At 63.9% G+C, this 25,009-nt stretch carries 17 protein-coding genes, 1 tRNA gene and 1 pseudogene; 11 read left to right on the top strand and 8 right to left on the bottom strand.

Going from position 1 to position 25,009, the window contains the following annotated elements; all coding sequences use genetic code 11:
- Position 1 precedes the first annotated feature (1 nt).
- From glgX to NKH22_RS14310, 6 genes and pseudogenes are all read left to right on the top strand, one after another.
- Positions 2–2,002, top strand: a complete 2,001-nt coding sequence (gene glgX, locus NKH22_RS14335) for a glycogen debranching protein GlgX (protein ID WP_352909918.1) — start codon at positions 2–4, stop codon at positions 2,000–2,002.
- Positions 2,002–3,651 carry a beta-galactosidase BglA gene (bglA, locus tag NKH22_RS14330; protein WP_352909916.1) on the top strand — a complete coding sequence of 550 codons (1,650 nt, stop codon included), beginning with the start codon at positions 2,002–2,004 and terminating at the stop codon, positions 3,649–3,651. The genes glgX and bglA overlap by 1 nt, the downstream gene beginning before the upstream one ends.
- 421 nt (positions 3,652–4,072) lie before the next feature.
- Positions 4,073–5,440: pseudogene (locus NKH22_RS14325) on the top strand (peptide ABC transporter substrate-binding protein); the annotation flags it as partial.
- Between the two features lie 426 nt (positions 5,441–5,866).
- Positions 5,867–6,790, top strand: coding sequence for an ABC transporter permease subunit (locus NKH22_RS14320; protein ID WP_023684574.1), 924 nt, complete (start codon positions 5,867–5,869; stop codon positions 6,788–6,790).
- A gap of 9 nt (positions 6,791–6,799) precedes the next feature.
- Entirely contained in the window at positions 6,800–7,927 is a 1,128-nt protein-coding gene (locus NKH22_RS14315; protein WP_352909913.1) for an ABC transporter permease, read from the top strand.
- A 32-nt stretch (positions 7,928–7,959) separates the two neighbouring features.
- Complete coding sequence (locus NKH22_RS14310; protein ID WP_023702233.1) at positions 7,960–9,579, top strand: ABC transporter ATP-binding protein; 1,620 nt, start codon at positions 7,960–7,962, stop codon at positions 9,577–9,579.
- Positions 9,580–9,620: 41 nt separating this feature from the next.
- Here NKH22_RS14310 and NKH22_RS14305 read toward each other — a convergent pair whose 3' ends face one another.
- Together NKH22_RS14305 and NKH22_RS14300 are read right to left on the bottom strand one after the other, a co-directional pair.
- Positions 9,621–9,959, bottom strand: coding sequence for a hypothetical protein (locus NKH22_RS14305; protein WP_023684572.1), 339 nt, complete (start codon positions 9,957–9,959; stop codon positions 9,621–9,623).
- 162 nt (positions 9,960–10,121) lie between these two features.
- Positions 10,122–10,198: transfer RNA gene (locus tag NKH22_RS14300), tRNA-Pro, on the bottom strand.
- A gap of 198 nt (positions 10,199–10,396) precedes the next feature.
- Here NKH22_RS14300 and NKH22_RS14295 point away from each other — a divergent pair.
- Both NKH22_RS14295 and NKH22_RS14290 read left to right on the top strand, forming a co-directional pair.
- The gene (locus NKH22_RS14295; RefSeq protein ID WP_352909910.1) at positions 10,397–11,917 is read left to right on the top strand and encodes a phosphomannomutase/phosphoglucomutase; all 1,521 of its coding nucleotides are present in this window, start codon (positions 10,397–10,399) and stop codon (positions 11,915–11,917) included.
- 11 nt (positions 11,918–11,928) lie between these two features.
- A complete protein-coding gene (locus tag NKH22_RS14290; protein ID WP_352909907.1) occupies positions 11,929–14,166 on the top strand; it encodes a mannose-1-phosphate guanylyltransferase/mannose-6-phosphate isomerase in 2,238 nt (745 codons plus the stop codon).
- Positions 14,167–14,354: 188 nt separating this feature from the next.
- Here NKH22_RS14290 and betB read toward each other — a convergent pair whose 3' ends face one another.
- From betB to betI, 5 genes are read right to left on the bottom strand one after another with little or no spacing between them, the layout of a single operon-like run.
- Positions 14,355–15,818: a betaine-aldehyde dehydrogenase gene (gene betB / locus NKH22_RS14285; RefSeq protein WP_023709830.1), complete on the bottom strand. Its 1,464-nt coding sequence runs from the start codon at positions 15,816–15,818 to the stop codon at positions 14,355–14,357.
- Positions 15,819–15,869: 51 nt separating this feature from the next.
- A complete protein-coding gene (gene betA / locus NKH22_RS14280) occupies positions 15,870–17,522 on the bottom strand; it encodes a choline dehydrogenase (RefSeq protein WP_023709829.1) in 1,653 nt (550 codons plus the stop codon).
- 3 nt (positions 17,523–17,525) lie between these two features.
- Positions 17,526–18,530: a threonine/serine dehydratase family protein gene (locus NKH22_RS14275; protein WP_023821047.1), complete on the bottom strand. Its 1,005-nt coding sequence runs from the start codon at positions 18,528–18,530 to the stop codon at positions 17,526–17,528.
- Positions 18,527–20,056 carry a choline-sulfatase gene (gene betC, locus NKH22_RS14270; protein ID WP_352910008.1) on the bottom strand — a complete coding sequence of 510 codons (1,530 nt, stop codon included), beginning with the start codon at positions 20,054–20,056 and terminating at the stop codon, positions 18,527–18,529. The genes NKH22_RS14275 and betC overlap by 4 nt, the downstream gene beginning before the upstream one ends.
- Before the next feature lie 8 nt (positions 20,057–20,064).
- Complete coding sequence (betI, locus tag NKH22_RS14265) at positions 20,065–20,655, bottom strand: choline-binding transcriptional repressor BetI (RefSeq protein ID WP_023821049.1); 591 nt, start codon at positions 20,653–20,655, stop codon at positions 20,065–20,067.
- Positions 20,656–20,843: 188 nt separating this feature from the next.
- Between betI and NKH22_RS14260 the strand changes: the two genes are divergently transcribed.
- Together NKH22_RS14260 and NKH22_RS14255 are read left to right on the top strand one after the other, a co-directional pair.
- Positions 20,844–22,010 (top strand): acetyl-CoA acetyltransferase, encoded by a 1,167-nt coding sequence (locus NKH22_RS14260; RefSeq protein ID WP_023821050.1) that lies wholly within the window; start codon positions 20,844–20,846, stop codon positions 22,008–22,010.
- Between the two features lie 27 nt (positions 22,011–22,037).
- On the top strand, positions 22,038–23,042 hold the full coding sequence (locus NKH22_RS14255) for an asparaginase (protein WP_023702222.1): 1,005 nt from the start codon (positions 22,038–22,040) through the stop codon (positions 23,040–23,042).
- On the opposite strand, the gene NKH22_RS14250 is transcribed toward NKH22_RS14255, so the two are convergent.
- Positions 23,035–24,390 (bottom strand): TIGR03808 family TAT-translocated repetitive protein, encoded by a 1,356-nt coding sequence (locus tag NKH22_RS14250; protein WP_023749711.1) that lies wholly within the window; start codon positions 24,388–24,390, stop codon positions 23,035–23,037. The two genes, NKH22_RS14255 and NKH22_RS14250, sit on opposite strands and share 8 nt — an antisense overlap.
- Before the next feature lie 138 nt (positions 24,391–24,528).
- Here NKH22_RS14250 and greA point away from each other — a divergent pair, with 138 nt between their 5' ends.
- The gene (gene greA / locus NKH22_RS14245) at positions 24,529–25,002 is read left to right on the top strand and encodes a transcription elongation factor GreA (RefSeq protein WP_023702220.1); all 474 of its coding nucleotides are present in this window, start codon (positions 24,529–24,531) and stop codon (positions 25,000–25,002) included.
- The last annotated feature ends 7 nt before the right edge of the window (positions 25,003–25,009 follow it).

Genomic DNA, 25,009 nt, shown 5'->3' with positions numbered 1-25,009 from the left:
GATGACCCAGCTCGGCGCAACCGTCACTCCCGAAGGCATCCGCTTCGCCGCCTGGTCGTCGTCCGCGCGGCGGCTCTGGGTGTCGATCTTCGACGACACTGGCGCTCGCGAAACCGACCGGCTCGAACTCCAGCCGGAAGGCGAGGGCGTCCATGCGCTGTTCGTCGCCGGCCTTGCCGCAGGTACGTGCTACGGCTTTCGCGCCGACGGCGAATATGCGCCGGAGCGCGGGCTGTGGTTCGATCCCGACAAGCTGCTCACCGATCCCTACGCCGTCGAGATCGACCGGCCCTACCAGCATCATTGGCGGCTTGCCGCCCGGCGCAACGAAGGCGCCGACACCGCGCCACTGATGCCGAAGACCATCGCGCGGGCTCAACCGAAGCCGCTGCCGGCCAAGCCGCCTTTGTTCCAGCCAGGCGGCCTGATCTACGAACTCAACGTCCGCTCCTTCACCAGGCTGCATCCGGACGTGCCCGAAGCGCAGCGCGGCACCATTGCAGCCCTTGCCCATCCGGCTATCGTCGAACATCTCAAGAAGATCGGCGTCTCCGCCGTTGAGCTGATGCCCGTGACGGCATGGGTCGATGAGCGCCATTTGCCGCCGCTGGGCCTCAGCAATGCCTGGGGCTACAACCCAGTTACCTTCATGGCGCTCGACCCGCGCCTGGCGCCCGGCGGCATCGCCGAGTTGCGCGATACTGTGGGGGTGCTGCGCAGGGTTGGCATTGGCACCATCCTCGATCTCGTCTTCAATCATACCGGCGAAAGTGACCGGCTCGGGCCGACGCTGTCGCTGCGCGGCCTCGACAATCAAGCCTACTACCGCAGCGAGCAGGACGGCAGGTTGGCCAACGATACCGGCACCGGCAATACCATTGCCTGCGACCATCCGGTCGTTCGCGACATGGTACTCGACACGCTGCGCCATTTCGTCCGCCATGCCGGCGTCGACGGTTTCCGCTTCGACTTGGCGCCGGTCCTCGGCCGCGTCGATGGCGTATTCGATCCGGCGGCCCCGTTGCTCGAGACCATCGCTGGCGATCCTCTGCTTGCCGATAGGGTGCTGATCGCCGAGCCGTGGGACATCGGCCCGAATGGCTATCAGCTCGGCAATTTCCGGCCGCCTTACCTCGAATGGAACGACCGCTACCGCGACGACGTCAGGCGCTTCTGGCGCGGCGATGCCGGCGCGGTCGGTGCGCTGGCGACAAGGCTCGCCGGCTCCTCCGATGTGTTCGGCAGGGAGGGCCAATCCGCCAGCCGCACGGTCAACTTCATCGCCGCGCACGATGGCATGACGCTGGCCGATATCGTCGCTTATGAAGCCAAGCACAACCAAGCCAATGGCGAGAAGAACCGCGACGGCCACAATGAGAACCTGTCCTGGAACAACGGCGTCGAGGGCGAAACCTCGGACAAGGCGATTGCCGAGGCCCGTTCCCATGATCGCTTCGCGCTGCTCGCCACTCTGTTTGCCTCGCGCGGCACCATCATGCTGACGGCGGGCGATGAATTCGGCCGCACGCAAGGGGGCAACAACAACGCCTATGCGCAGGACAACGCCATCACCTGGCTCGACTGGGCCGGGCGCGACGTCGGGCTGGTAGCCCATGTGTCGGCGCTCGCAGCTCTGCGCGGCGCGGTGCCGGCGCTTTCCGATACGCGCTTCCTGACCGGAGAGCCGCCGGACGGTTCTGATGTGCCCGACGTCGCCTGGCTGACCGAGACCGGCGCGCCGCTCGGCGAAGCCGACTGGAACGATGGCTCGCGCCATCGCCTCGTCATGCTGCTCGGCGATGGCGAGGAAGGCCGCCTGGCTGTGATCGTCAATGGCGATCGCCGCCAATGCGTCTTCACGCTGCCCGCGCGGCAAGGGTTTGAATGGCAGCCGGCTGTTGAAGCGCAAGCGGTCGACCTCGCGTGGCCGCTGCCCGGCCGCAGTGTCAGTTTCATGATCGAGCGCCGGACCGCAAAGGCCCGCGCCAGGAAGGGTCCGTGATGGCCGACGACAATGCCCAGCCGGGACCCGAACAGAGCGCCGACTGGTGGCGCGGCTGCGTCATCTACCAGATCTATCCTCGCTCCTTCCAGGACACCACCGGCGACGGCAGCGGCGACCTCTCAGGCATCACCTCACGGCTGGCGTACGTCGCCTCGCTCGGCGTCGACGCCGTCTGGCTGTCGCCCTTCTTCAAATCGCCAATGGCCGATATGGGCTACGACGTCTCCGACTATCAGGCGGTCGATCCGATGTTCGGCACGCTCGACGACTTTGACGCGCTGGTTGCCGAGGCGCACAGGCTCGGCCTGAAGGTGATCATCGATCAGGTGTTGTCGCACTCCTCCGACAAGCACGAATGGTTTGTAGAGAGCCGTGCCAGCAAGGATAATCCCAAGGCTGACTGGTATGTCTGGGCCGACACCAGGCCGGACGGCAACGCGCCCAACAACTGGCTGTCGGTCTTCGGCGGCCCGGCCTGGGAGTGGGACGCGACCCGCCGGCAATACTACATGCACAATTTCCTCGCCTCGCAGCCGGACCTCAACTTCCACAATCCTGAGGTTCAAGACGCGTTGTTGCAGACGGTGCGGTTCTGGCTCGAGCGCGGCGTCGACGGCTTCCGCCTGGATACGGTCAACTACTATGTCCACGACCGCTGGCTGCGCAGCAATCCGCCGCTGGCGTCGAGCGTCGCCGGCACCAATGGCGAAACCAACACCTATCTCTTCCAGGAGCATCTGTTCGACAAGACGCAACCGGAAAACCTCGGTTTCCTCAGGCGCTTCCGCGCTTTGCTCGACGAATATGACGGCCGCGCCAGTGTCGGCGAGGTCGGCGACGAAGGCCGTTCGCTGCAGACGCTGGCCGCCTACACATCCGGCGGCGACAAGCTCAACATGTGCTACACCTTCGACCTGCTCGGTCAGCAATTCTCAGCCGCCCATGTGCGCGGCTGCGTCGAGGCCTTCGAGGCAGCTGTCGCCGACGGCTGGGTCTGCTGGGCGTTCTCCAACCACGATGTCGTGCGCCATGTCAGCCGCTGGACGCGGCCGGGCGGCGATCCAGATGCGGTGGCGACATTCGCTATCGCTTTGCTCTCCTGCCTGCGGGGCTCGATCTGTCTCTACCAAGGCGAAGAGCTTGGGCTGGAGGAGGCGGAACTGACCTTCGAGGATCTGCGCGATCCCGTCGGCATCCGTTTCTGGCCGGGGGTAAAGGGCAGGGACGGCTGCCGCACACCGATGGTCTGGGAAGCGGGCGCCGACAATGCCGGTTTTTCCTCGGGAAAACCCTGGCTGCCGGTGCCGGAAAGCCACCGCGCTCGGGCGGTCGATATCCAGAACGCCGACGACAAGTCCGTGCTCGCCGGCTACCGGACGATGCTCGCCTTGCGCAAGGCGCATCTGGCGCTGGTCAAGGGCCCGATCCGCTTTCTCGATACCGACGGCGATGTCCTTGCCTTCATCCGGCAGGGCGAGGACGCGATATTGCTCTGCGTCTTCAATTTCGCCGACAAGCCGGCCGACTGGCGGCTGCCGCCGGATCTCCAGCCTGTCGAGACGATCGCTCTGGGTGGCGGTGCCCTCCTGCAGGAGGAGGGGCTGTTGCTGCCGGCCCTGGGCTGGTTTGTCGGCAAGGTAGGCTGATCTTCAGGGACGCCGTCCGGCGTCAACAAAGATCGTGTCCGCATGCAACCGTGCCGAGTGATCCGTGCAACGCCACCGGCGCCATGTTTTTCATTTTCGGGCTTCTTCGGTACTTTCGTCGAGCTTGGCCACGAACGGCATTCCTGGAATGTTTCCAGATGGTTGCGCCAATTACAACTGCTGAGGGCAAAACGCAAAATTACAGGACAACCGCGAGCTGCACCCAATTGAACCTGGTAATATAGATTAGCTATGGCTGGTTTAGGGTGAGGATGCTCACTTAGCGTCAAGCAAGACTCGGTTGAAATAATATTTCCGTCTGTCTAGTCTCCTGCCACCAGCTGCCGGGACGGGAACCGGCGGCGCGCTCGAAGGGGCCAGAAATCGGTTCCGGGGCGTCAACACTCGTAAGGCGCAGCCGATGGGCAGCGCCACAGGGAGAGACTTCATGCTGAAAAATATGCTGAAGGCGACGCTTGTCGCCGCGACCATGACCTTTGCCGCAGGCACGTTCCTGACGCCGGCCCTTGCCGAGACCGTCTATAACAGAGGCAGCGCCGCCGAAGCGGAGACGGTCGATCCGCACAAGACCTCGACCGTCTACGAAGCCGATATCATACGCGACCTGTTCCAGGGACTGGTCATGCACGATCAGAAGACGAACCTCATCCCGGGCGCCGCCGAAAGCTGGACGGTATCGGATGACGGCACCGTCTACACCTTCAAGCTGCGCAAGGACGGCTTGTGGTCGGATGGCAGCCCGGTGACGGCCGAGGACTTCGTCTATTCCTTCCGTCGGCTTGAGGATCCGGCGACCGCCGCCGAATACGCTTCCATGCTCTATCCCGTAAAGAACGCCGAGGAAGTCAACACCAAGAAAGGCAAGCCCGAGGACATGGGCGTCAAGGCGATCGACACCAACACCCTGGAGGTGACGCTGAAGGCGCCGACGCCATACTTCCTCGAGATGCTGACCCACCAGGCTACCTATCCGGTCAACAAGGCCTCGATCGACAAGCTCGGCGCCGACTGGATCAAGGCGGGCAATCTCGTTTCGAACGGCGCCTATACGCTGGCCGAGTGGATTCCCAACGACCACATGAAGCTGGTCAAAAATCCGAAATTCTGGGATGCCGCGACCGTCAAGATGGACGTCGTCAACTACATCCCGACCGAAGACCGCTCATCGGCGATGAAGCGCTTCGAGGCCGGCGAACTCGACAGCTACGGCGACTTGCCGACCGAACAGCTCGCTGACCTCAAGACCAAGTTCGGCGATCAGGTCCGTGTCGGACCGTATCTCGGCACCTACTATTACGCGATCAAGACCGACAAGGCACCGTGGGACAATGTCGAGCTGCGCAACGCCATCTCGATGGCGATCGACCGCGACTTCCTGGCCGAAAAGGTCTGGCAGAATTCCATGCTGCCTGGCTATTCGATGGTGCCTCCGGGCATCGCCGGCTACACGCCGGCAATGGCCAAATACGCCGACATGCCGCAGATCGACCGCGAGGACGCCGCCAAGAAGATCCTTGAGAAACTCGGCTATACGCCCGAGCATCCGCTGAAGATGGAGATCCGCTACAACACCTCGGAAAACCACAAGAACACCGCGGTTGCCATCCAGGAACAGTTGAAGCCGCTTGGCGTCGAGATCACGCTGCTCAACACCGATACCAAGACCCACTATTCCTTCCTCGAGCAGAAGGGCAACTACGACGTGGCGCGTGCCGCCTGGATCGCCGACTACAAGGATCCCGAGACCTTCCTCGGCATCACCCGCAAGGCCAGCGGCAACAACTATTCGAGCTACGTCAGCCCGGCATATGAGGCGGCCATGGACAAGGCCGCGGCTGCCGGCGGCAAGCCGGAAGAGCGCATGAAGGACCTCACCGAGGCCGAGCGCATCCTTGTCGATGACGTCGGCAACATTCCGCTTCTCTACTACAGCTTCCACGATATCGTTTCCTCGAAGCTGCATGGCTTCGATGACAATGTGATGGACATCCATCCGTCCCGCTTCGTCTCCAAGGACTGATAATCATCCTTGACTGGACCGCCCCGCCCCCTCCGGGCGGGGCGGACTGGTCGGTCATCGCACCGGTCCGAAAGTCGTGGTCGATTTTCGGCAAGCCCGGTGCGAAGATTTGGCGCCGGAGCGTGGCAATGCGTCTGCATGGACGTATGTCGCTCTGGCCGAAGCGGGGCGCCGATGCTGCGATACATCTTACGGCGGCTTCTGACCGCCATTCCGACGCTGTTCGTCATCGTGACCATGGCGTTCTTCCTGATACGCGTCGCACCGGGCGGCCCTTTCAATCAGGAGCGGGGCCTCAGTCCCGAGATCAGGGCCAATCTGGAAGCACAGTTCGGCCTCGACGATCCGCTCTGGCTGCAATATGCCCACTATCTCGGCAATCTTCTGCGCGGCAATTTCGGGCCGAGCTACAATTTGCCTGACTTCACCGTCACCGAACTGTTTGCCAAGGGGCTGCCGATATCGGTCCAGCTCGGCACCTCGGCGCTGATCCTAGCGCTGCTGCTTGGTTCGGTGCTCGGCACCATCGCCGCGCTCAACCAGAACAAGCTTGGCGACTATACGGTGATTGCGCTGGCGACCGCCGGCAGCACTATCCCCACCTTCGTCATCGCTCCTGTGATTCAGCTGGTGTTCGGATTGACCTGGAAGCTGTTGCCGATCGGCGGCTGGGGTGATGGCGCATTGATCAACAAGATCGGCCCGGTGCTGACGCTGGCCTTGCCGCAGATCGCCATCGTTGCCCGCCTGATGCGCGGGTCGATGATCGAGAGCTTGCGTTCGCATCATATCCGAACGGCGCGTGCGCTCGGCCTCTCCGACTGGTCGGTGGTGGTCAAGCACGCGCTGCGCGGCGCCATCCTGCCGATCGTTTCCTTCACCGGCCCGGCAGCCGCGGCGCTGCTCACCGGTTCGGTCATCGTCGAGACCATCTTCTCCATTCCCGGTGTCGGCCGCTATTTCGTCGATGCCGCGCTCAACCGCGACTACACGCTGGTGATGGGGACCGTGGTGGTGATCGCGCTCTTCACCATCGTCTTCAACCTGATCGTCGACGTCATGTACGCGGTCGTCGACCCGAGGGTACGCTATGACTGAGGGTGCGCTATGACTGACATCACAGCCGCCGCCGCTCCGCCGGCCGTCGTCGGCCGCTCGCTCTGGGGCGACGCATGGGCGCGCCTCAAAGCCAACCGCGCCGCCATGTTCAGCCTCTATTACCTGGCCTTCATTGGCGTCATCAGCATCTTCGGCCCCTGGTTCGTGCCGCATCAGTACACCACCATCTATGCCGACTATGTGCGCACGCCGCCAAGCTTTTCAGCCTATCCGAAGCCCGACATGATCGAGACGGCGCTCAAGGATGCCATCAAGCGCATGCGCGTCGACATCAAGGAGTGGAAACTGGACGGCAGTCGCGTCACCGTCACCGTCACCTCGACCAAACCGATCGACGACCGCAACATCCGCTATCTTGACCGCTCCGATGCCTTCGACGATACCAAGATAGAGAGCAAATCGGCCGACGGGCTCGAATTGACTATGACTGCGTCGGTCAAACAGCAGTACTTCCTGTTCGGCACCGACAACACCGGTCGCGATCTTCTCTCGCGAACGCTGATGGCAGGGCGCATCTCGCTGGCCATCGGCCTGCTTGCCGGCATTGTCGCCGTGGTCATCGGCGTCCTCTACGGGGCGGCGGCCGGCTTTTCCGGCGGGAAGATCGACGAGGTGATGATGCGCATCGTCGACGTGCTCTATTCCTTGCCCTTCATTTTCTTTGTCATCATGCTGGTGGTGTTCTTCGGCCGCAATTTCGTGCTGATGTTCCTGGCGGTCGGGGCGGTGCTGTGGCTCGACATGGCGCGCATCGTGCGCGGCCAGGCGCTGTCGATCCGGCGGCAGGAGTATGTCCAGGCGGCCGAAGCCATGGGCGTCGGCCAGCGCGGCATCCTGCTGCGCCATGTCATCCCCAATCTGCTCGGACCAGTGGTGATCTACATGACGCTGCTGGTGCCGCAGGTCATCATCCTGGAAAGTTTCCTGTCCTTCCTCGGCCTTGGCGTGCAGGAGCCGATGACCAGCTGGGGCGTGCTCATCTCGGTCGGCGCCAAGAACATTGGCACCGCCAACTGGCTGCTTTTGTTCCCCGCCTTCTTCCTCGTGTCGACGCTGTTTGCGCTGTACTTCGTCGGCGACGGCCTGCGCGATGCGCTCGATCCGAGAGACCGATAATATGGGGACCAAATAAAATGGGGACCGTTGCGATGGAAACGCCCGAAACGATCCTCAGCGTCAAGGACCTTCGCGTCCGTTTCCGCACGCTCGACGGCGCGGTCGAAGCGGTCAAGGGCATCAACATCCACGTCAAGGCAGGGGAAACCGTTGCCGTGGTCGGCGAATCCGGATCCGGCAAGAGCCAGACCATGATGGCGGCGATGAGCCTGCTGGCGTCCAATGGCGAGGCGACGGGTCACGTCGATTATCGCGGCCGCAACCTTTTGACCATGAGCAAGCCCGACCTCAACAAGGTGCGCGGCGCCAAGATCAGCATGATCTTCCAGGAGCCGATGACCTCGCTCGATCCACTCTATTCGATCGGCAACCAGCTTATCGAACCGATCCGCAAGCACCGCGGGCTGAACGCAGCCGAGGCACGGAACGAGGCGCTCAAGTTGCTCAGGCTGGTGCATATCCCCGATCCCGAGCGGCGGATGAAATCCTATCCGCACGAAATGTCGGGTGGCCAGCGCCAGCGCGTCATGATCGCCATGGCATTGGCCAACGACCCCGACATCCTGATCGCCGACGAGCCGACGACGGCGCTCGACGTCACCATCCAGGCGCAGATCCTGGTGCTGCTCGCCGAATTGCAGCGCAAGCTCGGCATGGCCATCGTCTTCATCACCCACGATCTCGGCATCGTCCGGCGCTTTGCCGACCGCGTCTATGTCATGCGCTATGGCGAGGTGGTCGAGGAAGGCGAGGCGGAAGCACTTTTCGCCAACCCGCAGCATGCCTATACCAAAATGCTGCTGGCCGCCGAACCGACCGGCACCAAGGCGGCGCCGCCGCCCAGCGCTCCGGTGCTGCTGGAGGGCCGCAATGTCGAAGTAACCTTCAAGATCGGCGGCGGCTTCCTTGCCGGCGAACCGCTGCTGCTACGCGCCGTCGATCACATTTCGATCCGGCTGAAGCGCAACCAGACCATCGGTATCGTCGGCGAGTCCGGTTCGGGAAAATCGACGCTCGGCCGCGCACTTCTGCGCCTGTTGCCCAGCGACGGTGTCATCCGCTTCGGCGACCGCGACATCTCCACCGCCGACCGCCAGGCGATGCGGCCGCTGCGACGTGAGATGCAACTCGTCTTCCAGGATCCGTTCGGCTCGCTGTCGCCGCGCATGACCGTCGGCCAGATCATCACCGAAGGGCTTCTGGTGCATGAGCCGAACCTGTCAGGCAAGCAACGCGATCAGCGCGCCGTCGAGGCCTTGCTCGAGGTCGGCCTCGACCCCAACGCACGCAACCGCTACCCGCACGAATTCTCCGGCGGCCAGCGCCAGCGCATCGCCATCGCGCGTGCCGTGATCCTGAAGCCCAAACTGGTGGTGCTGGACGAGCCGACTTCGGCGCTCGACCGCTCGGTGCAGAAGCAGATCGTCGAATTGCTGCGCAAGCTGCAGGCCGACCACGAACTGTCCTACCTCTTCATCAGCCACGATCTCTCCGTGGTGCGCGCCATGGCCGACTACATCATCGTCATGAGGCAGGGCAAGATCGTCGAGGAAGGCCCGACGGAAGAGATCTTCAGCAACCCGCAGGCCGCCTACACCCAGACGCTGATGGCTGCGGCGATAGATGTCACGCGCTTCAGGCTGAGTGCTTAAGGCGTGACGTTCAGCAGATAGTCAGGGTAGGGCCAGTTCGCTTAGCCCGCTGACCTGGGGCATCTGTTGGCCCTTGTCGCGACAATGGCCTCTTGCCGCTGCTTCAGCAGTTCGATTCTGGCCGTCTCACGCTTGGCCACTGCGCTCTTCACGCGCGTGCCGCCGAGCAGCCAGTTCGGCACGCTGGTGTTGGCGACCTTGCCGCGGGTGATGGCGGTTTGCGAGATGTCGCGCGCGGTATCGCCTACGGCGGTGTTGAGCTCGGCGCATGTCATGCTGTCGTATTTCGCCGGGTTCACCGCGCTGCCCAGCGATGAGCAGCCTGCCGCCAGGGACAAAGCGAGCAGCGCTGACAGCCGGCTTGAAATCAACAAATTCATCTTCCGCAAACCTCGTTCCGGCCGCTGTCTCGGCGGCATTCCTATTATCGAGGTAGCGCGGAAGGTTGTCGCGTCAAAACACCATGCTGACAGCGACGCCGACGGTTTGCATCAAGCTATCTTGTGGGTCGGGAGAACAAACACCTAAGTGTCTGTTTTTTCTGGTCGGAGTGGCAGGATTTGAACCTGCGACCCCCTCGTCCCGAACGAGGTGCGCTACCAGGCTGCGCTACACTCCGTGACCAGACCGCGGGCTTATAGCTGCCGCATACCGTTCCTGCAAGCGGCAATGGCAGCGCTTCTGTCGCATTTCGTTGGCTTTCGTCGGCATTCCCGCAAAGCCAGGATGTTCTGTTGGGATAAACCCGGCTTAAAGCCTTGTGTGCTAAGTCGCAGCCTCGATAAATCGTGCTTTCGCCATCTGGAGCTCTGCTGCCTTGCCCCTGAAAATCGTAGGCGACGCCCGGTCCAACAGTTTCGAATTCGAAACCGAAGCGCTGATCAAGGCGTCTGGATTCCGTGAATACGATGCGCGCTGGTGGTTCGGCCACGCCGGCTCCGCGCAGCCGCCGGAGCTGAACCTGATCGGCGTCCAGGCGCTGGGCATGGGCCTGGGCACCTTGATCCGCCGTCTTGGCGCCGGGCCCGACATCGTCACCGGGCATGATTTCCGTTCCTATTCGCTTGCCATCAAGCTGGCGCTGGTTTCCGGCTTGATGGCCGCGGGCGCAAAGGTGAAAGACATTGGCCTGGCGCTGTCGCCCATGGCCTATTTCGCCCAGTTCGCGCTCGACGCGCCTTCCGTCGCCATGGTCACGGCATCGCACAACGAGAATGGCTGGACCGGAGTCAAGATGGGTGCGGCGAGGCCGCTCACCTTCGGACCGGAGGAGATGAGCGCCCTGAAACAGATCGTGCTGTCGGGCGATTTCGATCTTGCCGGCGGTGGCTCCTACGAATTCGTCTCCGGTTTTCGCGAGACCTATCTCGACGATCTGGTGAGCGACAAGCGCATCGCGCGAAAGCTGAAAGTCGTGGCCGCTTGCGGCAACGGCACTGCCGGCGCCTTCGCGCCACAGGCGCTGGAGCGCATCGGCTGCGAGGTGATCCCGCTCGATGTCCAGCTCGACCACAGTTTTCCGCGCTATAACCCCAACCCGGAAGACATGCAGATGCTGCACGCCATCCGCGACAAGGTGCTGGAGACCGGCGCCGATGTCGGGCTGGGCTTCGATGGCGACGGCGACCGTTGCGGCGTGGTCGACAATGAGGGCAACGAGATCTTCGCCGACAAGGTCGGCGTCATGCTGGCGCGTGATATCTCCAGCCAGCATTCCAGCTCGACTTTCGTCGTCGACGTCAAGTCGACCGGCCTGTTCCACACCGACAGCGTCCTGCGCGCCAATGGCGCGGTCACCGATTACTGGAAGACCGGCCATTCCTACATCAAGCGCCGCGTCGCCGAGCTTGGCGCCGTCGCCGGCTTCGAGAAGTCGGGCCATTTCTTCTTCAATCCGCCGATCGGCCGCGGCTATGATGACGGTCTCGTCACGGCAATTGCCATTTGTGAGATGCTCGACCGCAACCCCACAAGTTCGATGGCCGATCTCTATCGCGCGCTGCCGCTGACCTTCGGCACGCCGACCATGTCGCCGCATTGCGGCGACGAGGTGAAGTACGGCGTGGTCGATCGGGTGGTGGCGGACTTCCAGGCGATGCAGCGCGCCGGCAAGACTTTTGCCGGCCAGAAGATCGCCGAGCTGATCACCGTCAACGGCGTGCGCGTCGTGGCCGAGGATGGCACCTGGGGCCTGGTACGGGCGTCGTCGAACAAGCCGGAGCTTGTCGTGGTTGTCGAAAGCCCGATATCGTCCGACCGCCGCCGGCAGATGTTCGAGGCCGTCGACGCCGTGCTGCGCCGCAGCCCCGAAGTCGGCGCTTACAACCAGACGTTCTGATTGGACCTTTCATGACCGAGCGCATCGTCAGTTTTGTCATGAGCGGCGGTGTCGGTTCGCGGCTGTGGCCGCTGTCGCGCGAGGACAACCCGAAACAGTTCCACGATCTCTCCGGCGACGGCTCGATGCTGGCCAAGACCTTGCGCCGGCTGACGGCGCGGCCGGAAGGTGAGACGCCGATCTTCCTGATCGCCGCCGAGCGCCATGCCGAGCGTGTCCATGCCGACCTTGCCGGACTAGACCTCGCCGGCGGTGGCCCGCTGTTCGAGCCGACCGGGCGCAACACGGCTGCCGCCGTGGCGCTGGCCGCGCTGCGCACATTGTCGGAGTTCGGCGACAGCCTGGTGCTGGTGGTGCCGTCAGACCATGAAATCGCCACGCCCAAGCAGTTCTGGCAGAGCGTCGAGGCGGGCAGCCAGGCAGCGCTTGCCGGCCGTCTGGTGGTGTTCGGCATCAAGCCGACGCAGCCCGAGACCGGCTATGGCTATATCGAAGTCGCAGCCGAAAGCGGCGGCGTCTTCGACGTGTCGCGCTTCGTCGAAAAGCCCGACCTCGCCACTGCGCAGAGCTATCTCAGTGCGGGCACCTTCTACTGGAACACCGGCATTTTCCTGTTTCGCGCCGGCGCCATGCGCGACGCATTTGCGGCCTTCCAGCCCGACATCTGGCAGGCCACCGAAGCGGCCTACAAGTCAGCGACTTCGGATCTGTCCGGCCTTTACATGCCGCTCGACCTCTATGCCGCCATCCCGTCGAACTCGATCGACTACGCCATCATGGAACGGGCCAAGGACATCGCCATGGTGCCGGCCGGCTTCCGCTGGAACGACCTCGGCTCCTGGCAGTCGCTGCTGGATGTCGGCCCTGCCGACGCCAAGGGCAATGTCGTCGTCGGCGATGTCGTCGCCATCGATTGCGAAAACTCCTACATCAGAAGCGACGGCCGGCTTTTGTCGGCTATCGGCATGAAGGATGTCGCGATCGTCTCGACGGCGGACGCCACCTTCGTCGCCCCGGTCAGCCACAGCCAGCACGTCAAGAAAATCGTCGAGCAGCTGGAAAAGTCGGGCCGGCTGGAAACCAGGTTCACGCCGGCACACGACCGCGTCATCGAGAGCGGCGCCTGGCGTCGGCGCGTGCATCACTGGCTGTTCGAGGAGACCTTGCCGCTGTGGTCGACTTCAGGCGTCGATGAGCGTCATGGCGGCTTCCACGAGGCGCTGGGTTTCGATGGCAATCCGCTGTTGAAGCCCAAGCGTATGCGCACGACGGCCAGACAGGTCTATGCCTTTGCGGTCGCCAGGGCGCGCGGCTGGGACGGTCCGGCGGACCGGTTGATTAGCCACGGCATCGCCTTCATGGCCGGCAAGGGCCGCACCGACAGAGGCGGCTGGGTGCGCACGCTCAATGTCGACGGCTCCGTCAACGACCCAACCGAGGATGCCTACGACCATTCCTGCGTGCTGCTGGCGCTGGCGCATGCGCATATGTGCGGCAATCCGGATGCGCTGCGGCTGGGCCAGGAGACCTTCGTGTTCCTCGACGCGCATCTCGAGGACAGCCGCATGACCGGCTTCCTCGAGACGTCGGACGGCGAGGGCGAGCGGCGCTCCAACCCGCATATGCATCTGCTCGAGGCCTTCCTCGCCTGGTATGAGGCGACCGGCGACCGCACCTATCTGCGCCGCGCCGCGCGCATCATCGACCTTTTCCGCAGTCATTTCTTCGATGCCGAGAGCTGGACGCTGGGCGAATATTTCGACGCCGGGTGGAAGCCGGCCGCCGGCGAGAAGGGCACATGGACCGAGCCCGGCCATCATTTCGAATGGGCCTCGCTGCTCACCGATTTCGTCGCCCGCAGCGGTCAGGGCGAGTTGAGCAATTTTGCCCGCAAGCTCTACGCCTCGGCCATCGCCAACGGCCTCAACCGCGCCACCGGCCTTGCCTACGGTGCGGTCTCCCGGCAGGGCCTGCCGCTCGACCTCGTATCGCGCAGCTGGCCGCAGGCGGAAGCGATCAAGGCGGCGATTGCGCTTGACGGTTCAGGTGGCCCCGACCTCAAACCGGAGATCGAAGCGCGCGTCGGCCGCCTGTTCCGCTGGCACATCGACCCGGCGCCGCTCGGCCTGTGGATCGACCGCATCGACGAACGCGGCCGCTCCTTGGCATCGGACGTGCCGGCCAGCATCTTCTATCATCTGGTCTGCGCGCTGACGCAGTATCTGGACGGCACGGCGCAGAAGGGGTGAGGCGTTGGAGCTGCCAATCTCCCCCCTGCGGGGGAGATGCCTGGCAAGGCAGAGGGGGGTGCTGTCCCGCCGACGTCTCGGCTACTCGAAGATCAGACCAAAGGTTGGCGATCCGTCACACCCCCCTCTGGCCTGCCGGCCATCTCCCCCGCAAGGGGGGAGATCAGCTGTCACTTCGCTTTCAACCCTCAATATGGGCTCGCCACGTCCCCGGTCTCGACATACACCGCCTTCAGCTGCGAATAGAGCGCCAGCGCCGCCAGCGAGTTCTCGCGCCCGATGCCGGATTGCTTCACCCCGCCAAACGGAATTTCCACTGGCGTCAGATTGTAGGCGTTGATCCAGCAGGTGCCGGCCTGCAGTTCGGCGATCACCCTATGAGCGCGCTGCAGGTCGCGGGTGAAGACGCCGGCGGCGAGGCCGAATTCGGTGTCGTTGGCGCGGTCGATCACCTCGTCCTCGCCGTCGAACTTCAGCACGCTCATCACCGGCCCGAAAATCTCCTCGCGCGCAATGCGCATCTTATCGGTGACACCGGTGAACACGGTTGGCTCTACAAAGAAGCCGCCATCGAACCCTTGCAGCGACGGCACGTTGCCACCGCAGGCGAGCGTTGCTCCATCCTGCCTGCCGGCCGCGATGTAGGAAACGACCTTCTCCTGCTGCGCCTTGTTGACCAGCGGCCCCATCTGCGTCTCAGGATCGAGCGGATCGCCGATGCGGATCTTTTTCGTCCGCTCGACCAGCCGGTCGACGAAGCGGTCATGGATGCCGCTTTGTACGAAAACACGCGTGCCGTTGGAGCAGATCTGCCCGCTCGAATAGAAATTGCCGAGCATGGCGCCGCCGATGGCGTTTTCGAGATCGGCATCGTCGAACACGATCAGCGGCGACTTGCCGCCGAGTTCCATCGTCGCATGCTTCATCTTCGAACCGGCGAGCGACAGCACCTTGCGGCCGGTCGGCACCGAGCCGGTCACCGAAACCTTGGCAACGACATCATGGCCGACGAGGCCGGCGCCGACTTCGCCATAGCCTTGCACGACGTTGAACAGCCCGTCGGGCAGGCCCGCCTCTGAGTAGATCTCGGCCAGCGCCAGCGCCGACAGCGGCGTGTTCTCCGAAGGCTTGAATACCATGGCGTTGCCCATGGCGAGCGCCGGGGCGGATTTCCAGCCGGCGATCTGGATCGGATAGTTCCAGGCGCCGATGCCGACGCACACACCGAGCGCCTCGCGGCGCGTATAGGCAAAAGGTCCACCAAGATCGATCGCCTCGCCGTTGAAGGCGGCAACCGCGCCGCCGAAATATTCGAGGCAGTCGGCGGCCGATAGTGCATCCGCCACCAGCGTCTCCTGGATCGCTTTGCCGGTGTCGAGCGTCTCGATCCGCGCCAGATCGGCGTTGCGCGCGCGCAAAATGTCGGCGGCGCGGCGCAGGATGCGGCCACGCTCGACCGGCTTCATCCGCGCCCAGGCCGGTTGTGCGGCCCGCGCGGCTTCGATGGCGAGCTCCAGCACGTTCGGAGTCGCCGAATGCAAAGTGGCGATGACCTCACCGGTCGCCGGATAGATCACCGGCAGCGGCGCGCCGCCTTCGTCCTCGATGTAGCGGCCGTTGACATAGTGCGATGCCGTTGGCTGGGCGCGCATGCTGTTCTCCAGATGTATTCGCTATTGCGGAGCAGTCCGCCGGACAATGCCCTATCGATCCGCCACCTGCCAGCGCGGATTGATCCAGGGTTCCTGGTTGGATGGCGCCAGCGGCGTGCGGCCGAGAATGTGGTCGGAGGCCTTTTCGCCGGTCATGATCGAGGGCGCGTTGAGATTGCCATTGGTGACGCGCGGAAAGATCGAGGAGTCGGCGACCCGCAACCCGTCGATGCCGATGACGCGGCACTCCGGATCGACGACGCTCGTGATGTCATCGGCCCGACCCATCTTGCAGGTGCCGCACGGGTGATAGGCGCTCTCGGCATGATCCCGGATGAAGGCGTCGAGATCCTCGTCCGACTGGACATGCGAACCCGGCGAGATTTCCTTGCCGCGGAAGCCGTCAAAAGCCTTCTGGCCGAAGATCTCGCGGGTCAGCCGGATGCAGTGGCGGAACTCGGTCCAGTCGTCTGGATGCGACATGTAGTTGAAGCGGATGACCGGCGTCGCTTTCGGGTCGGGCGAGCGCAGCGTCACCGAACCGCGCGACTTCGACCGCATCGGCCCGACATGCGCCTGGAAGCCATGCGCCTTCGCCGCCGCCTTGCCGTCATAGCGCACCGCCGCCGGGATGAAGTGATACTGGATATCGGGGTAGTCGACACCGGCCTGCGAGCGCACGAAGGCCGCGGCCTCGAAATGGTTGGTGGCGCCGAGGCCGGTCTTGAAGAACAGCCACTGCGCCCCGATCAGCGTCTTGGAGAATGGGTTGAGAACCGAATTCAGCGTGATCGGCTGGGTCGATTCCTGCTGGATGTAGAGCTCCATATGATCCTGCAGATTGCGGCCGACACCGGGCCGGTCGGCCACGACCTGGATGCCGTTCCCCGTGAGATGCGCGGCCGGGCCGATACCGGATAGCATCAGGATCTTGGGCGAATTGATCGACGATGCGGCGACGATCACCTCACGTCGTGCCTTAACGACCTGAATCTGTTTGTGAGCTTCGATCTCGACTCCGACGGCACGCTGATTCTCGATGATCACCCGGCGGGCGAAGCCTCTGATCACGCTGACATTTTGCCGCTTGAGCGCCGGCTTCAGATAGGCCGACGCAGCCGACCAGCGGCGGCCGCCGCGAATGGTTTGCTCCATCGGTCCGAAGCCTTCCTGCTTCCAGCCATTGTAGTCGTCGGTCAGTTCGAACCCGGCTTGGCGGCCGGCCTCGACAAAGGCGCCGTAGAGCGGATTCTTGCGCGGGCCACGCTGGACGTGCAGCGGGCCGCCGTGGCCGCGCCAGCCGTCCTCGCCGCCGTCACTGTCCTCCATGCGCTTGAAATAGGGCAGCACGTCGGCGAAGCCCCAGCCGGCCGCCCCCTGTTCGGCCCAGTGGTCGAAGTCGCGTGCGTGGCCCCTGACATAGACCATGCCGTTGATCGAGGACGAGCCGCCGATCACCTTGCCGCGTGGCGTCGCCAGCACGCGGCCGCCGAGATGCGGCTCCGGTTCGCTGGCAAAGCCCCAGTCGTAAAGGCTCATGTTGAGCGGGATCGACAGCGCCGACGGCATCTGGATCAGCGGCCCGATATCGGTGCCGCCGAACTCGATGACGATGACCGAATGCTTGCCGTCTTCCGACAGCCGGTAGGCCATGGCCGAGCCGGCCGAGCCGGAGCCGATGATGACGAAATCTGCTTCAAGCATGGTTCACATGCGCCCATCGTTCATATGCGAAATAAAATCGGCGAGAGAGACATTGCCGCCGGTTGCCACAACCAGGACGGTTTTACCCGCCACATCCACCTTGCCGCCGAGCAGCGCCGCCAGAGAGGCGGCGCCCGATGGCTCAAGCACCAGCTTCATCCGCTCGAAGGCGATCTTCATCGCTCGCCTAACCGATTGGTCGTCGACGGTGATGCCGCGCACGCCGGCGGTCTTGACCGCCGCGAACGGCGCGTCGCCCGGCCGCCGCGACATCAGCCCGTCGCAAATCGATTTCGGCGCGATCGGCATGGTCTCGATGGCGCCATGCGCTAGCGATGAACCCATGCCGTTGAAGCCTTCCGGCTCGACGCCGATGATCTCGGTTGCCGGCGACAGATAGTGGAAGGCGAGCGACATGCCGCCGATCAGTCCGCCGCCGCCGACCGAGCAGAACAGAAGGTCGGCACTGGCGTCCTTTGCCTCGAGTTGTTCGAGCGCTTCGAGCCCGGCGCCGGCCTGGCCGGCAACGATCTCCGGATCGTCGAATGGATGCAGCAACGCCAGCCCTTCGGTCTCGGCAATCTCGCGGGCCTTGGCGGCTGCGACCTCTTCACGGGCGCGCTCGCCATGATCGGTCAGCACGACGCGCGCGCCATAGCCTGCGGTCGCATCGCGCTTGGCGGCCGGCGCGTCGATCGGCATGACGATGGTGACGGGAATGCCCAGTGCCTGGCCGGCAGCCGCCAACCCTTGCGCGAAATTGCCGGAGGAGTAGGCGACGACGCCTTTTATGGCCTCATCCGGCGACAGCCGCTTCAACCGCCAATAGGCCCCGCGCACCTTGAACGATCCCGCCCATTGCAGCGATTCCGGCTTGATAAAGACGCGGGCCGCACCCGTCTCGTTGGCCAAGGCTGTCGATTCCAGCAAAGGCGTGATCTGCGTCGCCTTCGACGTCACGGCATAGGCCTGTCTGAGGTGCTCGAGGGAGGGGACAATTGTCATCATTCGCCTCGCGGAAAGCGTTTCTGTTCCTCGAGATTGTCGAGGTTCATGTGGTTGCGCATGTAGCGTTCCGACGCCTTCTGCAGTGGCTGGAATTCCCAGGGGTAATGCGTGCCGTTGCGCAGCGCGGGATAAACCACCCAGCGCCGCGCCTGGCTGACGCGCACCGCGGCATCGAATGCCGTCATGTCCCAGCGCGCTCGCACGGCTCCCGTGAAGGCCGCCACCAGATCGGCATGCGCCGGATCGGTGGCAAGATTGGTGCGTTCTTGCGGATCGGCTTCGAGATCGAACAGAAGCGGCGGGTCGATCTCGCAATGGATGAATTTGTAGCGGCCGTCGCGGATCGCCACCAACGGCGCGTTGGAGCCCTCGGCGGCATATTCCATCAGCACCGGCGCGGTGCGCGGCTCGCCATCAAGCAGCGGCAGCAGCGACTGCCCGTCGGTCCACGGTGCGATGGCGGAGATGTCGATGCCGGCGAAGTCGCACAGTGTCGGCGTCACGTCGAGGTTGGAGACCGGCGCCTCGACCAGCCCTGCAGGAATGCCTTTGCCGGCGATCATCAAAGGTACTCGCGCCGAGCCCTCGAAAAAATTCATCTTGAACCACAGGCCGCGCTCGCCAAGCATGTCGCCATGGTCGGAGCAGAACAGGATGATGGTGTCGTCCAGCATGCGCGTTCGCTCCAGCACTGACATCAACTCGCCGACCTTGTCGTCGAGATAGGAGATGTTGGCGTAGTAGCCGCGCCGCGAGCGGCGGATCTGCTCCGGCGTGATGTTGAAACTGTCGTAGTCGCTGGCCCGGTAAAGCCGTTGCGAATGCGGGTCCTGATGGGCATAGGGGATGAATCCCACCTCCGGCTCAAGCGCCGGACAGTCTTCATAGAATCCCCAATATTGCCGCCGTGCGACATAGGGGTCGTGCGGGTGGGTGAAGGAAACCGTCAGGCACCAGGGCCGGCTGGCCTCGTCCTCGGAGGTGCGGGCAAGATCGTAGAGTTTTTGCACCGCGTGGAAGGCGACCTCGTCGTCATACTCCATCTGGTTGGTGATCTCGGCAACGCCGGCGCCGGTGACCGAGCCCAGATTGTGATACCACCAGTCGATGCGCTCGCCGGGCTTGCGGTAATCCGGCGTCCAGCCGAAATCGGCGGGATAGATGTCGGTGGTCAGCCGCTCCTCGAAACCGTGCAACTGGTCCGGCCCGACGAAATGCATCTTGCCCGACAGGCAGGTGTAGTAGCCGGCGTTGCGCAGATGATGTGCATAGGTCGGGATCGAGGAAGCGAATTCGGCGGCGTTGTCATAGACCTGGGTGCGCGACGGCAATTGCCCGCTCATGAAGGCGGCGCGGCCCGGCGCGCAAAGCGGCGAGGCCGTGTAGTTGTTGCCGAAGCGCGCCGAGCGTGCGGCCAGCGCCTTGAGATACGGCACATGCAGGAAGTCCGCCGGCCCGTCCGCAAACAGCGTGCCGTTGAGCTGATCGACCATGACGATCAGGATGTTGGGTCGCCTTGATATCACTGAGGCTGTCACTGTGTCTGTCGCCCGCCGAGCTTGATTTCGAGATAATCTTCGACCAGCGCGATCGCGGTTTGAGCATCCGGCACGCCGTCCTTCAGCGCGCGTCTGATGTACAGCCCGTCGATCATCGCCGCGGTTGCTTCCGCCGCGCGGTCGGCTTCGTTGCGCGGCAGTATGCCGATCAGTCCGCTCATCAGGTTGGAATGTAGCCGCCGCGCATAGACCCTGAGCAGCCGGCGCAGGGCCGATGATTTCTGTGCCTCGACATAAAAGGCGAGCCAGGCGGCAATGGTTTCCGGTCGGAACTGGATGTCGGAGAAGTTGACGGCCACAACCGCCGAGACGCGTTCGCGCGGCGAGCCGGCCGATTGCAGGGCGCGCCGCATGTCGATGGTCAGCTCGGCCAGTATGTGCCGCATCGTCGCCAGAAGGAGCTCGTCCTTGGCGCCGAAATAATGATGGGCGAGGGCCGAGGACACACCGGCACGGCCGGCGATCTCCGACATGGTCACATCAAGCGAGCCGCGCTCGCCGATCGCCGAGATCGTCGCGTCGATGAGCGCCTTGCGGCGCAACGGTTCCATTCCGACTTTCGGCATTGGGAGATCCAGATCAAAACAGAGATTATTTTTTATTGACGGATCAATCAATAAAAAACTCGCGCTCGGATCAACCGATCGTGTCGCTCTGGCCCATCCCTTGGACTGGAAAACGGTTCACTGTTGAACAATATTAGAGGCTGATGCCGCGCTATGACATGTTAGGCTTGCGGCGAACGGAGGTTGCCATGACCGGATGCATCGTCGGCTGGGCGCATTCGCGCTTCGGCAAGCTTGAAGGCGAGACGCTCGAGGGCCTGATCACAAAGGTCGCGGTCGACGCGCTCGACCATGCCGGCATTGGCCCGGACGAGGTCGACGAGATCGTGCTCGGCCATTTCAACGCCGGCTTCTCCCCTCAGGATTTTACCGCCAGCCTGGTGCTGCAGGCCGATGACCGGCTGCGCTTCAAGCCGGCGACGCGGGTCGAGAACGCCTGCGCCACGGGTTCGGCAGCGGTCCGCCAAGGCATCCGCGCCATCGACGCCAATGCCGCCCGCATCGTGCTGGTGGTCGGTGCCGAGCAGATGACGACGACGCCCGGCCCCGAGATCGGCAAGAACCTGCTCAAGGCTTCCTATCTGCCGGAAGAGGGCGACACGCCGGCCGGTTTTGCCGGCGTCTTCGGCAAGATCGCACAGGCCTATTTCCAGCGTTATGGCGACCAGTCGGATGCGCTGGCGATGATCGCAGCCAAGAACCACAAGAACGGCGTCGACAATCCGTACGCGCAGATGCGCAAGGATTTCGGCTACGAATTCTGCCGCCAGGAAAGCGAGAAGAACCCCTTCGTCGCCGGTCCGCTGAAGCGCACCGACTGCTCCCTGGTTTCCGATGGCGCCGCCGCTCTTGTGCTCACCGACACCTCGACGGCGCTGAAGATGCGCCGCGCCGTCGCGTTCCGCGCCAACGAGCATGTTCAGGATTTCCTGCCGATGTCGAAGCGCGACATCCTGTCCTTCGAAGGCTGCGAGCAGGCCTGGAACCAGGCTTTGAAGAAGGCCGGCGTGACGCTCGACGACCTCTCCTTCATCGAGACGCATGACTGCTTCACTATTGCCGAGCTGATCGAATATGAGGCGATGGGCCTAGCCAAGCCGGGCGAGGGCGCCAGGCTGGCGCTGGACGGCACGACGGCAAAAGACGGCAGGCTGCCGGTCAATCCTTCGGGCGGGCTGAAGGCCAAGGGCCATCCGATCGGCGCCACCGGTGTGTCGATGCATGTGCTGACTGCCATGCAGTTGACCGGCGAAGCAGGCGGCATCCAGGTGCTGGGGGCAACGCTCGGCGGCATCTTCAACATGGGTGGCGCTGCCGTCGCCAACTACGTTTCCATCCTCGACCGGATCAGGTAGAAGCGGCCCGTATATTTCGGGGTGGTGATGACAAATCCGGTTCTGGTCGAAGTCTTGCGCGGCGCGATCGTCGAGAGCGCCCATCGCGGCGCTGTCGCAATCTTCGACGGTGACGGCAAGCCTGTCCTGGAGATCGGCCATACGGCGCGGCCGGTGTTTCCGCGCTCGGCGGTCAAGGCGATCCAGGCGCTGCCGCTGGTTGAAACGGGTGCTGCCGATGCGTACGGCTTCGGCGACCGCGAACTGGCGCTGGCCTGCGCTTCGCATTCGGGCGAACCCGCGCATGTCGAACTGGCGCAGGCGATGCTGGCCAAGGCCGGGCTCGACAAGTCGGCGCTGGAATGCGGCGCGCATTGGCCGTCGAGCCACGACGCGACGATCGCACTGGCCCGCACAGGCGTCTCGCCGAACGCACTGCACAACAATTGCTCGGGCAAGCATTCCGGATTTCTCTGCACCTGCGTGCACTCGGGGATTGCCCACCAAGGCTACGTCAAGGCAGGCCATGGTTTGCAGGAGATGGTGCGCGACGCCATGCAGGCGGTGACCGGCGCTGCCCACGATGCGGATCACCGGGCAACCGATGGCTGCTCGATTCCCACCTATGCCGTGCCGCTGAAAAGTTTTGCCCTTGGCTTTGCCCGCATGGCGACGGGCACGAGCTTTGGCCCTGAGCGTGCCAAGGCGGCCAAACGCCTGCTGTCTGCCTGCATGGCCGAGCCTTTCCTGGTCGCCGGCACCGGCAAGGCCGATGTGGCGCTGATGCAGGCCGCGCCCGGCCGCATATTCGTCAAGACGGGCGCCGAGGGTGTCTATTGCGCCGCCGTTCCGGAGCTTGGCCTCGGCATCGCGCTAAAATGTGATGACGGCGCCGGCCGCGCCGCCGAGGTGATGATTGCCGCTGTGCTGGCAAAACTTCTCAGCGCCGACGGCGCACTGGAGGCGAACCTTCTGGAGCGGGCCAATCCGCCGATCGAAAGCCGCATCGGCGCCAAGGTCGGCTCGCTGCGGCCGACGACGGCGCTCAGCTGACCCTGTTTCGCTCAACCGTCAGATGCGCATAGCCGCTTACGCTTGACCGCGCGAGGTCGCCGGTCGCCGGTTCGGCCCAGCGCTGGCCGATGATGGCGCCGTTCTTGGCGCCGTCGATGACGTTGTCGGAAATGATGGCGTTTCCAGCGCCTTCTACCACAGTGACGGCGATGCCGGTTCCGGCCTGACGGATGATGTTTCCCGTCGCCACAACATTGCGCATATAAGCGCCCCAGCCGATCTGCATGCCGTAGAGCGGCGCGTTCTCGATGACATTGCCCGAGACGGTGGTGTCGGCCTCGACGCTGATACCGACGCCGAAGCCCGGCGCGTCGGCGGGGTAGGGGCCGGTGGCCGAGAGGTTGCGCACGATGTTGTTCGAGCAGACACCCATACGGCCGCCGTCGTTGAAATTGACGATCGAGATGCCGTTAGCGGCACCATCGACGATGTTGTTGCCGATGATGGCGCCTTCGAAGGAGAATTCGGAATAGAGCGCCGTTTCGCCCGACCGCGAGCACGTGTTGCCGGTCATCTGCAGATTGCTGGAACTGTTGGCGCGGATCGCCGAGAAGGCGCAGTCCGAGACGAAGTTGCCGGTGAGCGAGACATTGCCGGCACGGAAGGCGTTGATGCCATTGCCGTTCTGCCCGGTGCCGCCGCCGCGCGCGCCGATCCGCTGCACGCGGTTGCCGCTGACCATCGTGCCGTCCTCGGCCTGCTGCCAGCGATGGACAAGAATGCCGCCATTGCCGCAGTCGGATACGGTGTTGTCGGATATCGCCAGGCCAGCGGCCTCGACGGAGTAGATGCCGGCGTCCGCAGCCCCCGAAATCTCGGAGCGCTCGATGCGGCCCGACGCATGCTCCAGCGCCAGCCCATGCTTGCCGCTGCCGGTGATCGTGCAATTGTCGATGACGAGATGGGCGACGCGGCGCAGGTCGAGCAGGCCTTGGGCATCGTCGGCCAACTCGCCGTTGGCGCCGTCGAAGACCAATGCGGTGAACTCTATATGCTCGGCCTGTTCGGCCGTCAGCAAATGGCCATTGCCGCCATAGAGGATGCGCGAGGCGCCCGGCACGCCCGAAAGCCTGACGCGGGCGGGCAGGGTCAGGTTGGACACGACATAGGTGCCCGGCGGCAGGAACACCGGCGCGTTGCGGTCGCTGGCCTCGGCTAGCATCCTGGCGAAGGCCTTGCTCTGGTCGTCCGGTGCGTCCGGCTCCACGCCAAGCTCGGCGGCGTTGATCGAGCCGCGCACCGCCGTTTTCGCCAAGGCGTTGCCCACCGAAAGGCCGAGCACGGCAAAGCCGGCCGTCCCCTTCAGAAGCGTTCGTCTGTTCAACATCGGCACATCCCTTGCGATCATCCGGCTGATCGCAGGAATTGGGCCAGCCGCATCGGTCTCCGCTCGGCCATAGTCCGGCCAATGACCGGGTCCGGCAAGTGGCTTGTGCAGTCACGGAAGCGGGCCTAAGTTTATCCGATGAGCAGAGCTTTTACCCGCGAGGAAGACAGCGAAAACGCCATTGCCGGCATCGGCGAGCGGCCGATCAGCCAACACCGCAATCTGGTGACGGAGCGCGGCCTGGCGATGATCGAGGACAATCTGGCCGATCTGCGCGACATTTTGGCGAAAGCCGAGCGAAAAGCCGATCGCGAGCGCATTGCCGTTGTCTCGCGCGACCTGCGCTACTGGACAGCGCGCCGCGAAAGCGCCGAGCTTTCCGTGCCGGAACCGGGCAGCGACCAGGTGCGCTTCGGCATGGGTGTCACGCTGGAAGGCGATGACGGCAAGAGAGTGCACTGGAAGATAGTCGGCGAGGACGAGGCCGACCCCTCAAAGGGCAGCATCTCACACGTCTCGCCAATGGCCGTGGCGCTGTTCGGCAAGAAGGTCGGCGACGTCGCAAGCGTCAACGGCAAAGAATGGGAAATCCTCAAGCTGTCGGACGCCTGACGCCAGC

This window comes from Mesorhizobium sp. M1252 (assembly GCF_040318265.1).
GTDB lineage: Bacteria > Pseudomonadota > Alphaproteobacteria > Rhizobiales > Rhizobiaceae > Mesorhizobium.
Note: the sequence above shows the minus strand (reverse complement) of the source record. Positions and strands in the feature narration are given on the sequence as shown.